This is a genomic window from Paraburkholderia sp. 32, assembly GCF_050435345.1.
Taxonomy (GTDB): Bacteria; Pseudomonadota; Gammaproteobacteria; order Burkholderiales; family Burkholderiaceae; genus Paraburkholderia; species Paraburkholderia tuberum.
Map to the genome: position 1 here is coordinate 663,575 of NZ_JBNDKD010000003.1, position 13,461 is coordinate 677,035.

Consider the following 13,461-nt stretch of genomic DNA (forward strand, 5'->3'; position numbering starts at 1 on the left):
GTGCTCGCACATCTGAAAGGCGGCGGCGCAGAAGCAGTGACGAGGCGAAGAAAAAGCGCGCTTGCCGGCATCCCGGCAAGCGCGCTCGATGACTTCGCAAATCCACCGTCAAAAACTGCGTCGACGTGGCAAAGAACCACTCGCCAGCACTGGCTGGATCAAGCCAGCTCGAAACGATCCAGATTCATCACCTTGACCCACGCGGCAACGAAGTCGCGCACGAATTTCTCCTTGCCGTCCTCGCTCGCGTAGACCTCGCCCAAGGCGCGCAGCACCGAGTTCGAGCCGAACACCAGATCGACGCGCGTACCGGTCCACTTGACCTCGCCGCTCTTCGTGTCGGCACCTTCGAACGTTTCCGCGGCCTCCGACACCGGCGTCCATTCCGTGCCCATGTCGAGCAGGTTACGGAAGAAGTCGTTGGACAGCGTTTCCGGCTTGCTCGTCAGCACACCTTCGCTGCCAGCGCCCACCTTCAGCACGCGCAGGCCGCCGATCAGCACCGTCATCTCGGGCGCCGTCAACGTCAGCAGTTGCGCCTTGTCGATCAGCAGCTTCTCCGCCGCCACCGGGAACTTGCCGCCCAGATAGTTGCGGAAGCCGTCGTGGACCGGCTCGAGCATCCCGACCGATACGACGTCGGTTTGCTCCTGCGACGCATCCATCCGACCCGGCGAGAACGGCACCGTCACCTGCTGGCCAGCGTTCTTCGCGGCCTGCTCGATACCGGCGCCACCCGCCAGCACGATCAGGTCGGCAAGCGAAATCTTCTTGCCGCCGGACTGCGCACCGTTGAACTCGCTCTGGATGCCTTCGAGCACCTTCAGCACCTTCGCGAGCTCAGCGGGCTGGTTGACGGCCCAGTCCTTCTGCGGTGCGAGCCGGATGCGCGCGCCGTTGGCGCCGCCGCGCTTGTCCGAGCCGCGGAACGTCGAGGCCGAGGCCCACGCGGTCGTGACCAGCTGCGACACCGACAGCCCCGACGCGAGGATCTTCTGCTTCAGCGCCGCGACGTCCTTGTCGTCGACGAGCGGGTGATCGACGGCCGGAATCGGGTCCTGCCACAGCAGTTGCTCCGACGGCACTTCCGGGCCAAGATAGCGGGCGCGCGGACCCATGTCGCGGTGCGTCAGCTTGAACCACGCGCGCGCGAACGCGTCGGCGAACTCGTCGGGGTTGGCCATGAAGCGCCGCGAGATCTTTTCGTAGATCGGGTCGAGGCGCAGCGACAGGTCGGTCGTCAGCATCGTCGGCAGCACTTTCTTCGATGGGTCGTGCGCGTGCGGATACGTGGCCTGCGCGTCCTTCGCGACCCACTGGTTCGCACCCGCCGGGCTCTTCGTCAGCTCCCACTCGTGGCCGAACAGGCTCTGGAAGTAGCTCATGTCCCACTGCGTCGGCGTCGCGGTCCACGTGACTTCGATACCGCTCGTGATCGTGTCGCCGCCCCTGCCGGTGCCGAAGCTGTTGCGCCAGCCGAGCCCCTGGGCCTCGAGACCGGCACTTTCCGGTTCCGGACCGACGTTATCGGCCGGCGCCGCGCCGTGCGTCTTGCCGAACGTGTGGCCGCCGGCGATCAGCGCGACCGTTTCCTCGTCGTTCATCGCCATGCGGCCGAACGTTTCGCGGATGTCGACTGCCGCGGCGAGCGGATCGGGATTGCCGTCCGGGCCTTCCGGATTCACGTAGATCAGGCCCATCTGCACCGCGCCGAGCGGGTTTTCGAGGTTGCGGCCGGGCGGATCGGTACGGCTCTTTTCGGTGCCGTGCAGCTCCTCGTCGGCGACCAGCACGCCTTCGTCGTCTTCCCTGCCGGCCGCTCCCTTGCCGTAGCGCACGTCGCCGCCGAGCCAGGTCTTTTCATTGCCCCAGTAGACGTCCTGATCCGGTTCCCATGTGTCCGCGCGGCCGCCGCCGAAACCAAAAGTCTTGAAGCCCATCGTTTCGAGCGCGACGTTGCCGGTCAGGATCAGCAGGTCGGCCCACGAAATTTTCTGGCCATATTTCTGCTTGATCGGCCATAGCAGCCGGCGAGCCTTGTCGAGGCTCACGTTGTCCGGCCAGCTATTGAGCGGCGCGAAACGCTGCTGGCCGCGCCCTGCGCCGCCGCGGCCGTCGCCGATACGGTACGTGCCGGCGGCATGCCATGCCATACGGATAAACAGCGGGCCGTAGTGGCCGAAATCCGCGGGCCACCAGGGCTGCGAATCGGTCATCAGCGCGGCGAGGTCTTTCTTGACCGCGGCGTAGTCGAGGCTCTTGAATGCCTCGGCATAGTTGAAGTCTTCGTCTAGCGGATTGGAGCGGTTCGAATGCTGGTTGAGCAGGTCGAGGCGCAATTGCTTCGGCCACCAGTCCCGATTGGTCGTCCCGCCGCCGGCGGTATGGATGAACGGGCACTTTGCTTCGTTTGACATGCGTTCTCTCCTTTGGAGGATGTCTCCGTTGTCGATCGGAGTCGGTGCCTGGGTACTTTCTCCAATCCCATGCAAGGTACTTGTTATGCGTTTGTCATCGTGTCAGGCTTGCGTGGCAATTTGACGACCCGAAAACCCGACAGTCGGCCGAATGGCTCGGCAGTGCACTCATGAAATCCAGGGTCGAGCGCAACGCAGCCGATGTCCGTAACGGCTGACTCCGGTCGGCGCTCCACTCCTATTCGAATATAGGCGAGGACAAAGTTCAATAGAATTCGAATACGGCAATGCCACTAATAGACGGCGACTATAGCGGGCGGAAAACGAGCGCCGCCCTGCATCACTATATGCCGATCGATCGTCACCGCGTCGAAGCTTGAGCGCACCCGGCTGTTTTGCGCCAGGCGCAGCCGACTGTGTGATAGGGTTTCGCGTTTCGTCCGCAACAGAGTGGGCACTGCTTTCTTTTCAGGCAAGCGCTTCTGAGAGCACCTGAGCGGAGCAGAATGACGCCAACCGGCGTGCGCCCGAGGAGTGTCCCGAACCGTGTCCAAAGCCGTGCCGAAAGCTGCCCCGAACGCTGAGCTCGCCACCGTCCAGCCCGTCGAATCGCTCGTCGTGCCGGAACTGCTCGATGGCCGCGACGGCACCAATCGCGGCGCGGCGGAAAACTCGCAGCTATCGGCGCGCAACGACCTCGACGCCGTGCGCGCCTGGCTGTCCAATTACGCGGACACCAAGACCACCTTCGACAACTACCGCAAGGAAGCGGAGCGGCTGCTGCTGTGGGCCGTCGTGCAGCTCGGCAAGCCGTTGTCGTCGCTGACGCACGAGGATCTCCTGCTGTTCAAGGCGTTCATCGCCGATCCGCAGCCGGCCACGCGCTGGGTGTCGGCGAACGGCGGCAAGTACGCGCGCGGCGACGCACGCTGGCGGCCGTTCAACGGGCCGCTGTCGCCGGCCAGCCAGCGCCAGGCGCTGATCATCCTGAACGCGATGTTCACGTGGCTCGTCAATGCCGGCTATCTGCGCGGCAATCCGATGGCGCTCCTGCGACAACGCGCGAAGCGCTCGGCGCCGCGCGTGACGCGCTATCTGTCGACCTCGCTGTGGGACGAAGTGAAGCTGTTCGTCGAGCAGCTGCCGCAAGATACCGATGCGCAACGCGCGTACTATGCGCGTTGCCGTTGGCTGACCACGCTGTTCTATTTGCAGGGCATGCGCATTTCCGAGGTGGCCGGCGGGCAGATGGGCCAGTTCTTCAGAAGGCTCGGCGCCGATGGTCAGGACCAGTGGTGGCTCGAGACGCTCGGCAAGGGCGACAAGGAGCGGATCGTGCCGGTGTCGGCCGAACTGGTTCAGGAGCTGCGCAGCTACCGCACGCTCAATGGCCTCGCCGCCCTGCCGACCCGCGCCGAGGAAACGCCGCTCGTGCTGCCGTTCAAGGGCCGCAACCGCTGCCTGTCGCGCTCGGCGATTCACGACGCGATCAAGGGCATCTTCGCGGGCGCGGCCATGTGGCTGCGTGCGCGCGGTCCCGAATTCGCCGATCGCGCCGACGAGCTCGAGCGCGCGTCGGCGCACTGGCTGCGGCATACGGCCGGTTCGCATCAGGCGGACGGCGGCGTCGATCTGCGCACGATCCGCGACAACCTCGGCCACGTTTCGCTGAATACGACCAGTCTTTACCTCCACACCGAGGACGACGCGCGGCATACCGAGACCGTTAATCGACACCGGATGAACTGGGACGACGCGAAGTCTGAAGACGGCAATGCGGGCGGCAATTAAGCGCGGATCGGGCGGGTGAAACGCGCCGGAATTTTTGCGTTATTTCTTTCTATTTCCCAGTTGGATCAATTCATCAGGCGATGCGCGCCGGGCACGCGTTTGCGCCTGCGCGTTTACCCGCTCGTTTCCCTGGTCGTCGATTCATATCTCAAGAATGCAAAACGCCGACCGTTAAACGGGCGTCGCTCGACAAATAACCAATACAAACCGGGGAATGAACTTGAAAACCATCACCAACGCGCTGTTGGCGTCGGCTGCGTGCGCTACCTTTCTCGCGGGCTGCGTGACCAGTGGGCAAGGCCGGCTCGTCAGCGCCCCGAACCGGGTCAACGAAGTGAGCGTGACCGCGTATCAGCCGTTGCCGACCGATGGGTACGTCGCCAACGTGGTCGATCGCGATGTGGTGATCGTCGGCGGCGATACGTATATCTGGGTCGTCGGCCGGGACGGCGTCCGGCATCGCCAGTTCTATTCTCATGGCGATCATCGCGCCGAGGTTTTCCATCGCCGTGAGGAACTGCATCGTGTGATGGCGAGCCATGACGGTCATCTGCCGGAGCATCCGGGCGGCGGCGCGCATCCGCCGCTCGGGCACCCGGGCGGCCCCGCGCCGGCGATGGCCGCGCACGGACAGCCGCCGCGAGCCGACAGGCACGCCGCCGGACCGGTCAGGTCTGCGCCCGCGACGGCCGCGCACGGACAACCGCGCCGCGCCGACATGCACGTCGCCGGGCCGGTCAGGCCCGCGCCCGCACCATCGGCAAAGCGGGTGTCGAAGGATCCGAAGAAGTCGTAACGTCGCTGATAGGCGCGCTGCCAAAGCGCCTTCCTGCATCGCCCGCTTCCCCCAACTCCCCGCCAATCCCACCCCATTGCCCGCTAGAATTGCCGGCTTTGCCCGCGTCGGGCGCGCCGCAAGGCAAAATACGGGTTTTGCGCGCGCCGCACGCGCGGCCGACCCGGTCGCGAAGCGTCCCCAAACCGTTCTCGGGCCCGGCGGTTGCATCGTCGCCCCCGGGCCGCGCGCCGACCCGCAACATCACAGCCCCGCCCGGCCCGTCAGCTTCGCTGCCCGGCGCACGCGGCGCGGCGAGGACCGCTCGTCCCCAACAGAGCAGATCAGGAGCCTTTATGAGCGATTCGAATCCATCCTTCCTCGGCCGCATTTCGCTGGCCGTCGGCACGTTTTTCAGCATTCTCGGCAATGGCGACTTCGCCGCCGACGTCCTGCGCCTGCGCAACGGCGAAAAGATCGGCGCGGCCCCGGCAGCCGCCCCCGCCGCCACGCCAACCCCGGCCCCTGCCGCCGCCCCGCAACCGAAGCCGCAACCCGCGCCGGTGCTGAAGGAGGCCGCCCCCGACGCCGCGCTGCAACTGCTCGGTCTGCTGCAACGCGACGCGCGCTTCATCGATTTCGTCGAGGAAGACATCAAGGCCTATAGCGACGCCGACATCGGCGCGGCCGCGCGCCTCGTGCACGAAGGCTGCCGCGCGACGCTGCGCGAGCACTTCACGATCCGCCCGGTGCGCGACGAAGCCGAAGGCAGCCGCGTGACGCTGCCCGCAGGCTTCGACGCGAGCTCGGTCCGTTTGACCGGCAACGTGGTCGGCAGTGCGCCGTTCAACGGCAGCATCAGCCATCGCGGCTGGCGCGTCGAGGATGTGCGTCTGCCGAAGCTGGCGGACGGTCATAACGCCAAAGTCATCGCACCGGCGGAGGTGGAGCTATGAGCGACGCACGCTATTCGATCGGCATCGATCTCGGCACCACGCACTGCGCGTTGTCCTACGTGGACACGCACGCGAGCGACGGCGAGAAAACTACCCAGGACGTGCTGTCGATCGCCCAGCTCACGGGCCCCGGCGCAATCGATAATCTGCCGCTGCTACCCTCGTTCCTGTACCTGCCGCATCCCGACGAACTGGCCTCCGGCGACCTCTACCTGCCGTGGACCGGCCAGCGCGAATTCGCGGTCGGCGAATTCGCGCGCAGCCGCGGAGCCGGCACGCCGATCCGGCTCGTGTCGAGCGCGAAAAGCTGGCTGTGCCATCCGGGCGTCGACCGGCGCGCGGGCGTTCTGCCGAACGACGCGCCGCCCGAAGTCGCGCGCGTGTCGCCGCTGGAAAGCTCGGTGCGCTACCTGACGCACCTGCGCGAAGCTTGGGACCACGCGAATCCGGATGCGCCGTTCGGCGAGCAGGACGTCACCGTGACGATCCCGGCGTCGTTCGACCCCGCGGCGCGCGAGCTGACGGCGGAGGCCGCCGAGGCCGCCGGCTTCACGCGCATGACGCTGCTCGAAGAGCCGCAGGCGGCGCTCTATAGCTGGATCCAGAAGAGCGGCGGCCAGTGGCGCAAGCAGGTCAAGATCGGCGACATCATCCTCGTCGTCGACGTCGGCGGCGGCACGACCGACCTGTCGCTGATCGCGGTGATCGAGCGCGACGGCAATCTCGAACTGCATCGCGTCGCGGTCGGCGATCACATCCTGCTCGGCGGCGACAACATGGACCTCGCGCTCGCGCACGTGGTCGCGCGCAAGCTCGCCGCGCAAGGCACCCAGGCCGACGCATGGCAACTGCGCGCGCTCACCTACGCGTGCCGCGCGGCGAAGGAAACGCTGCTCAGCGACCCCGCCACCGACACCGTGCCGCTCGTCGTGCCGAGCCGCGGCTCGAAGCTGATCGGCGGCTCGATCCGCACCGAGCTGACGCGCGCCGAACTGACACAGACCATCCTCGACGGCTTCTTCCCGCAGGTCGACAGCGCCGCGCGTCCGGTGAGCCGCGCGCGGGTCGGTCTGACGCAACTCGGCCTGCCGTATGCGCAGGACGCGGGCATCACGCGGCATCTGGCGGCGTTCCTCGGGCGTCAGGTCGGCGCGCTGGCGGAACTCGAAGGGCTGCGCGAGCATGACTCGCCCAACGCGAGCTTCCTGCATCCGACCGCGGTGCTGTTCAACGGCGGCGTGTTCAAGTCGGCGCTGCTGGTCGAACGGATCATGGGCACGCTGAACGGCTGGCTCGCGACCGAAGGCGCGGCGCCGGCCCGTCTGCTCGAAGGCGCGGACCTCGATCTGGCGGTCGCGCGCGGCGCGGCCTACTACGGCTACGTGCGGCGCGGCCGCGGCGTGCGGATTCGCGGCGGCACCGCGCGCGCGTACTACATCGCGATCGAATCGGCGATGCCGGCCGTGCCCGGGCTCGAGCCGCCGGTGCAGGCGCTGTGCGTCGCGCCGTTCGGCATGGAAGAAGGCACCGACGCCGAGCTGCCCGCGCAGGAGTTCGGGCTGGTCGTCGGCGAGCCCGTGCATTTCCGCTTCTTCGGCTCGTCGGTGCGTCGTCAGGATCAGGTCGGCACGCTGCTCGATTACTGGAGCCCCGAGGAGTTGCAGGAACTCGAGGAAATCGAGGCGACGCTGCCGGCGGCCGGCCGCACCGCCGGCGAAGTCGTGCCGGTGAAGCTGCACGCGCGCGTGACCGAAGCGGGCACGCTCGAACTCGAAGCGATCCCGCGCGGCTCCGACGAGCGCTGGAAAGTCGAATTCGACGTGCGCGGCAACGCGAATGCGTGATTGACATGAAGCGGTACAGCGTCGGCATCGATCTGGGCACCAGCAACACGGTGCTCGCGTACGCGCAAGCCGGATCGCAGCAGATTCGTGTGTTCGAGATCGAGCAACTCGTGAGCCCCGGCGAAGTCGCCGCGCGGCCGCTGTTGCCGTCGGTGCGCTATCAGGCGGCCGACGGCGAACTGAGCGCGGCCGATCTGCAGTTGCCGTGGTCCGGTGCGCGTGCGGCGTCGGGCCTCGGTAAGGACGCGACGCAGCCGGTCGTGGTCGGCCGGCTCGCGCGGCTGCTCGGCGCGCAGGTGCCGGGGCGGCTCGTCGCGAGCGCGAAAAGCTGGCTGTCGCACGCGTCGGTCGATCGCGTCGCGCCGATCCTGCCGTGGGGCGCGCCCGACGACGTCCGCAAGATTTCGCCGCTCGACGCGAGCGCGAGCTACCTCGCGCACGTGCGCGCCGCATGGAACCAGCACTTCCCGAAGGCGCCGCTCGAACAGCAGGACGTCGTGCTGACGGTGCCCGCTTCGTTCGACGAAGGCGCGCGCGCGTTGACCGTCGAAGCGGCGCGGCTCGCGGGGCTGCCGTCGCTGCGGCTGCTCGAAGAGCCGCAGGCCGCGTTCTACGACTGGCTGTTCCGGCATCGCGACACGCTTGCCGACGAGTTGGCGGACACCCGGCTCGTGCTGATCTGCGACGTCGGCGGCGGCACCACCGATCTGACGCTGATCGAAGTCGGCCTGTCCGACGACGGCGAGCCGCGCCTGACGCGCGTCGGTGTCGGCAATCATCTGATGCTCGGCGGCGACAACATGGACCTCGCGCTCGCGCATCTGGTCGAGGCGCGGCTGTTGGGTGGTGCCGGCGGCGGTGCGCAGGCGCCGCAACGGCTATCGGCGGCGAGCCTGTCGCAGCTGGTCGAGCGATGCCGCGTCGCGAAGGAGCAATTGCTCGGCGCGCAGGCGCCCGAGTCGGCGCCGGTCACCTTGCTCGGCGCGGGCTCGAAGCTGATCGGCGGCGCGCGCACGACGCAGGTCACGCGCGACGAGGTCGAGAAGATCATCGTCGATGGTTTCTTGCCGCGGGTGGCCGCCGATGAGCGTCCGGGCCGGCCGCGCGGCGCGATCGTCGAATTCGGCCTGCCGTACGCGACCGATGCGGCGGTCACGCGGCATATCGCGGCATTTCTCGAACGTTTCGCCGCGCAGTCGCGCAAGGCCCTGGGCGCGGATTCCAGCACGCCGGACGCATCCGGCACAGCCGCCCTGCCCGTTCCCGACACGCTGCTGCTCAACGGCGGCGTGTTCCGCGCCGACGCGCTGTCGCGGCGTCTGGCCGACACGCTCGGCGGGTGGCGCGGCGCGCCGCTCAACGTGCTGCACAACGACAACCCCGACGTCGCGGTCGCGCGCGGCGCGGTCGCCTATACGCTCGCGCGCGCGGGCTTCGCGCCGAAAATCGGCGGCGGTTCGCCGCGCAGCTATTTTCTGGTGCTCGACGAAACGCCGGCCGGCAAAGACGACGCCGAGCCGGACGCGGCGCCGGCGCAACGCGGCATCTGCCTGCTGCCGCGCGGCACCGAGGAAGGTCACGAGATTCTGATCTCGGACCGCACGTTCGCGCTGCGGCTCGGGCATCCGGTGCGCTTTCACCTGGTGTCGTCGAGCGCGGACACCGCGTATCAGCCCGGCGAACTGGTCGACCTCGCGGGCGGGGACTTCGTGCGTCTGCCGCCGATCGCGACGATCGTCCAGCCACGCGACGGCCATCGCGCTCGCGAAACCGCCGTGCGCATCGCGACGTCGCTGACCGAGGTCGGCACGCTCGACGTCCATTGCATCGAACTCGACGAGCCATCGCAACGCTGGCTGCTCGAATTCCAGCTGCGCCACGGCCACGCCGACGCGCAAGTGGATCTATCCGCCGAGGGCGCACCGCAACGCCACCCGGCGCTCGATCGCGCGATCGAACTGATCGACCGTTGCTTCGGCGCCCGCGCGCAAAACGTCGACCCGAAGGAGATCAAACGACTGCGCGCGCAGCTCGAACATCTGCTCGGCCCGCGCGACAGCTGGAACAGCGCGTTGCTGCGCGAACTGTTCGGCGCGCTGTGGGAGCGCGCGCGCCGCCGCCGCCGCTCGGCCGATCACGAACGGCTGTGGCTGAATCTGGCCGGCTATTGCGTGCGGCCCGGCTTCGGTTATCCGCTCGACGAATGGCGCGTCGAGCAACTGTGGACGCTGTTCGACGATGGCATCCAGTACGTGACCGACAGCCAGGTATGGTCGGAATGGTGGACGCTGTGGCGCCGCGCGGCCGGCGGCCTCGGCGAAGATGCGCAGCTGCGCGTGCTCGACGCGATGGACTATCTGCAGAAGGCCGCGCAATCGCGTCACAAGCTGCCGTTCGATGTCGCGAAGACCGGCTTCGCCGATATGGTGCGCCTGTCCGCATCGCTCGAACGGATTCCGGCCGAACGCAAGATCGAACTCGGCGAGGCGGTGCTCGCTCGCCTGAAAAAGCCCGCCGAAAACCATCAAAGCTGGTGGGCGGTCGGACGGATCGGCGCGCGCCAGCCGTTTTACGGCAGCGCGCATAGCGTCGTGCCGCCCGAGGTCGCCGCGCAATGGCTCGATGCGATCCTCGCGCTCGACTGGAAGAAGGTCGACCCCGCCGCCTTCGCGGCCGTCCAGATCGCCCGCATGACCGGCGACCGCTCGCGCGATCTGCCCGACGCGCTGCGCGCGAGCGTCGTGCGACGCCTCGAAGCGGCGAGCGCGCCGCGCGCCTGGGTCACGATGGTCAGCGAAGTCGTCGCGCTCGATAACGCCGACGAAGGTCGCGTGTTCGGCGAATCGCTGCCGGTCGGGTTGAAGCTGATCGGCGGCTAAAGCGTTTTGCGCGGCGCGAAGCTCAGCACCGCTCGTGCGGCGTCCAGATGCACAGCAACGCGCACCCAGGCGGATACCCGTGTGCGCGCATTGCTTCAGCACGCGCCGCTCAATTCGGCACGTTCACGGCGCCATTCGTTGCGGAAATCGCATTGACACCCGGGCTCGCCGCGATCGCCGGCAGGTTGGCCGTGGTCAGCGCCGGTGCGGCTCCGGGCACGCCGCCGCGCGGTATCGTGTGGATCACCTGCGACGGCGGCAACGGCGTGCCGTTCTTCAGATGAGCCCACATCAGGTTGAGCGCCTGAAGATTGTAGTAATGCAACGGCACGAAACGCGTATCGAAACCGGCGACGCCGAGGAACGCGTCAAAGTGCTGAGCGTTCGTGACTTCGTACAGCGCCAGCTTGCTCGCGCCGCCCTCGACCACCTGGTTCAGTCCGAGATACGGCCGCGACGCGTGATTGATCGGCACCAGCGCATCCGCGCATCCTTGCACGGTGATGGTCGGCTTGCCATGCAGATTCGCATTCACGCGAATTGCATCGACGCTGGCCTCAGACGATCGCTCGCGACAGCGGTGGCGGCACGAGCTCACGCCTCGCTCGATGCAAGCGCTCGAGCGTCTCGTGGAAAAAGTTCGACTTCAGCCTCGATCTCCACGGGAATGTTGAAGGGAAGCTCGGCCAGTCCCACCGCGCTGCGAGCGTGACCACCGCGCTCCTCGCCAAAGACAGCGAGTATCAGTTCCGAAAAGCCGTTGATCACCGCGGGCTGTCGGTTGAACCCGGGTGCCGAGTTGACCATGCCGAACACCCTCGTCCAACAGGCGATGCGCTCCAGACTTCCGAGCTCGCGCTTGAGGCTGCCCAGAATAGCGAGCGCGGTGAGACGAGCCGCCACGAAGGCCTGCTCCTGCGAGACCTGACTGCCCACCTTGCCAAGTGGCTCGGCCAGCGAGCCGTCCGCGTTGGTCGGTCCATGGCCCGAGATGCAAGCCCTGTGGCCGACTATCCGCACCCATGGGAACGGAAGCGTCAGGCCGGGAGGAAGCCGCAACGGTTCCGGCAAGACGTAGCCAAGTGCGTCCAAGCGATCTTCAACGGTCGACATATTCAGACTCCACGTGAAGGCCCGACGGCGTTTTTTCGCGCGCGCGCCTCGACAATCGCGCAGCGGCGTGGCTGCGGCACGTCGCTGCGGTGACAGCCATTTCAGATGCCCGCTTCCCTCACGCTCCGCCCTGCTTGCGCATCTGCCCGATAGCGCGAGCGCGTGCAGCCTCGGCCTCCCGGACGAGCCGGTACGCAACGTAATATTTAAAGACATTGCGCACGTACGTCGTTGGTTCGATGCCGATTTTCTCGGCGACTACGATTTCGACATTGTTGAACCACTTGTTAGGATCGAGACCGCGCGCCGCCGCTTCCTTGCGCATTCTGGCGATCTTTGCGGGTCCTGCGTTGTAGCTTGCGAATGCGAACAGCGAGCGGTCCCGTTCCGAGAAGTGAGCATCGGGAAAGTAACGGGCCATCAGCACATCGAGATATTTCGCTCCCGCATGTATGTTGGACTCCGCCACCCTGATGTCGCCAACCGCAAGTTCCTTCCCCGTGGCTGGCATCAACTGCATGATTCCGATTGCGCCAACGTGACTGCGGGCGCTCTGGTTCAGCTGGGATTCCTGATAGCCTTGAGCCGCCAGCAAAAGCGGATCGAAGCGGTACTTCGCACCGTATTTTTCGAAAAGACCGACCGTCTGCCCGAACCGCTTCAGCTCCGCTGACTCCGTATTGTTGGAGATCTGCTTGATGCGCTTCATTTCCTGCTGCAGACGGACTTCCGCGACACTCTGCTTCTTCACGTAATTCAGGTAGAAGTCGTTGATCGCGTCCCGCAGTTTGGGGCTCTTGAAGCGCACCGCCCAGCCGATGTAGCCTGCGTCGCGCACCGAAATATCGTTATGCACGACGATTCCAGCCAGTACCGGCGCCCATACCTTTGCCTTCCAGTCGTCCACGACGAGGATCTGGAGCAGCCCGACATTGAGCATCTCCATTGCGTCCTCGTCCTCGAGCGCGTCGGGCAGCGGCACGAGTTTCACCGGAGCTTTGCCTTCCTTGCCAAAACGCGCGTTCAACGCCTTCAGGCTCTCGTAATAGCTGCTGCTTGGCCGCACATGGACCGTCTTGCCGCTGAGATCGTCGAGCTTCGCGAGGGCCGGCGACTTCGGCCCGGTCACGACCACTTCGCGTACTGCTGTCCGGTCACGCGGCGCCACGAAGTCGACCTGCTTCAGGCGGACCTCCGTGACCGTCAGATTGCCCGCGGCGATGTCGCCCCGGCCCGCTATCAGCCCCGGGAGCAACTGGTCGCGAGTCGTCGGAATGATGACCAGGGTGAGCGGACGCTTGCCGAGCGTCGCCCGGTACTTCTTGTTCACATAACGCTCGAAGTCCCGCATGAGACCGGCGGTCAGCCCACGTTCGTGACCTTGCTCATTCAGATAGAGCGTTCGACTGTAGGGAACCAGCACGCGGATCAGACGCCGGTCGAGCATGGCGTCGAAATCGCCCGTGAACGGTTGATTGCCGAGATCGATACGGCGCGCCGCGGGAGCCGACGCCGCGGCGGTTGGGGATGCCGGGAGGGCCGACGAGGCGGCCGGCTGCGCGGCGACACTTTGGGCGGCGACGCACGCCGCGGGACCGACGATCATGCCTGAGCAGAACGCCGCGATGTACAGCAACGTTTGAATGATGCGCATCGTAAAACACCCTGCTGTCGCACCCGGCGACT

The 13,461-nt window shown here is 66.7% G+C and carries 8 protein-coding genes and 1 pseudogene; 5 read left to right on the forward strand and 4 right to left on the reverse strand.

Annotated features, from left to right (window positions below):
• Positions 1-158 precede the first annotated feature (158 nt).
• Positions 159-2,417 carry a catalase/peroxidase HPI gene (gene katG / locus OKW26_RS25795; protein WP_429355630.1) on the reverse strand — a complete coding sequence of 753 codons (2,259 nt, stop codon included), beginning with the start codon at positions 2,415-2,417 and terminating at the stop codon, positions 159-161.
• Between the two features lie 546 nt (positions 2,418-2,963).
• On the opposite strand from katG, the gene OKW26_RS25800 reads away from it, so the two are divergent.
• From OKW26_RS25800 to OKW26_RS25820, 5 genes are all read left to right on the forward strand, one after another.
• On the forward strand, positions 2,964-4,208 hold the full coding sequence (locus OKW26_RS25800; protein ID WP_429293102.1) for a tyrosine-type recombinase/integrase: 1,245 nt from the start codon (positions 2,964-2,966) through the stop codon (positions 4,206-4,208).
• A gap of 214 nt (positions 4,209-4,422) precedes the next feature.
• Positions 4,423-5,004 carry a hypothetical protein gene (locus OKW26_RS25805; RefSeq protein ID WP_429355631.1) on the forward strand — a complete coding sequence of 194 codons (582 nt, stop codon included), beginning with the start codon at positions 4,423-4,425 and terminating at the stop codon, positions 5,002-5,004.
• A 335-nt stretch (positions 5,005-5,339) separates the two neighbouring features.
• Entirely contained in the window at positions 5,340-5,939 is a 600-nt protein-coding gene (locus OKW26_RS25810; RefSeq protein ID WP_429355632.1) for a DUF2760 domain-containing protein, read from the forward strand.
• Positions 5,936-7,783 carry an Hsp70 family protein gene (locus OKW26_RS25815; protein ID WP_429355633.1) on the forward strand — a complete coding sequence of 616 codons (1,848 nt, stop codon included), beginning with the start codon at positions 5,936-5,938 and terminating at the stop codon, positions 7,781-7,783. The genes OKW26_RS25810 and OKW26_RS25815 overlap by 4 nt, the downstream gene beginning before the upstream one ends.
• Positions 7,784-7,788: 5 nt before the next feature.
• Positions 7,789-10,662 carry an Hsp70 family protein gene (locus OKW26_RS25820; RefSeq protein ID WP_429355634.1) on the forward strand — a complete coding sequence of 958 codons (2,874 nt, stop codon included), beginning with the start codon at positions 7,789-7,791 and terminating at the stop codon, positions 10,660-10,662.
• Positions 10,663-10,771: 109 nt separating this feature from the next.
• Here the strand turns inward: OKW26_RS25820 and OKW26_RS25825 are convergent.
• From OKW26_RS25825 to OKW26_RS25835, 3 genes and pseudogenes are all read right to left on the reverse strand, one after another.
• Positions 10,772-11,218: pseudogene (locus OKW26_RS25825) on the reverse strand (3-hydroxybutyrate oligomer hydrolase family protein); the annotation flags it as partial.
• Positions 11,219-11,256: 38 nt separating this feature from the next.
• Positions 11,257-11,775 (reverse strand): RidA family protein, encoded by a 519-nt coding sequence (locus OKW26_RS25830; protein ID WP_429355635.1) that lies wholly within the window; start codon positions 11,773-11,775, stop codon positions 11,257-11,259.
• A gap of 118 nt (positions 11,776-11,893) precedes the next feature.
• Positions 11,894-13,429: a transglycosylase SLT domain-containing protein gene (locus OKW26_RS25835; protein ID WP_429355636.1), complete on the reverse strand. Its 1,536-nt coding sequence runs from the start codon at positions 13,427-13,429 to the stop codon at positions 11,894-11,896.
• Between the last annotated feature and the right edge of the window lie 32 nt (positions 13,430-13,461).

Bases quoted from the DNA above. Each gene is read 5' to 3' on its own strand.
- OKW26_RS25815 (WP_429355633.1), top strand. From the start codon at position 5,936: ATGAGCGACGCACGCTATTCGATCGGCATCGATCTCGGCACCACGCAC.
- OKW26_RS25820 (WP_429355634.1), top strand. From the start codon at position 7,789: ATGAAGCGGTACAGCGTCGGCATCGATCTGGGCACCAGCAACACGGTG.
- OKW26_RS25830 (WP_429355635.1), bottom strand. From the start codon at position 11,775: ATGTCGACCGTTGAAGATCGCTTGGACGCACTTGGCTACGTCTTGCCG.
- OKW26_RS25835 (WP_429355636.1), bottom strand. From the start codon at position 13,429: ATGCGCATCATTCAAACGTTGCTGTACATCGCGGCGTTCTGCTCAGGC.
- OKW26_RS25810 (WP_429355632.1), top strand. From the start codon at position 5,340: ATGAGCGATTCGAATCCATCCTTCCTCGGCCGCATTTCGCTGGCCGTC.
- OKW26_RS25805 (WP_429355631.1), top strand. From the start codon at position 4,423: ATGAACTTGAAAACCATCACCAACGCGCTGTTGGCGTCGGCTGCGTGC.
- katG (WP_429355630.1), bottom strand. From the start codon at position 2,417: ATGTCAAACGAAGCAAAGTGCCCGTTCATCCATACCGCCGGCGGCGGG.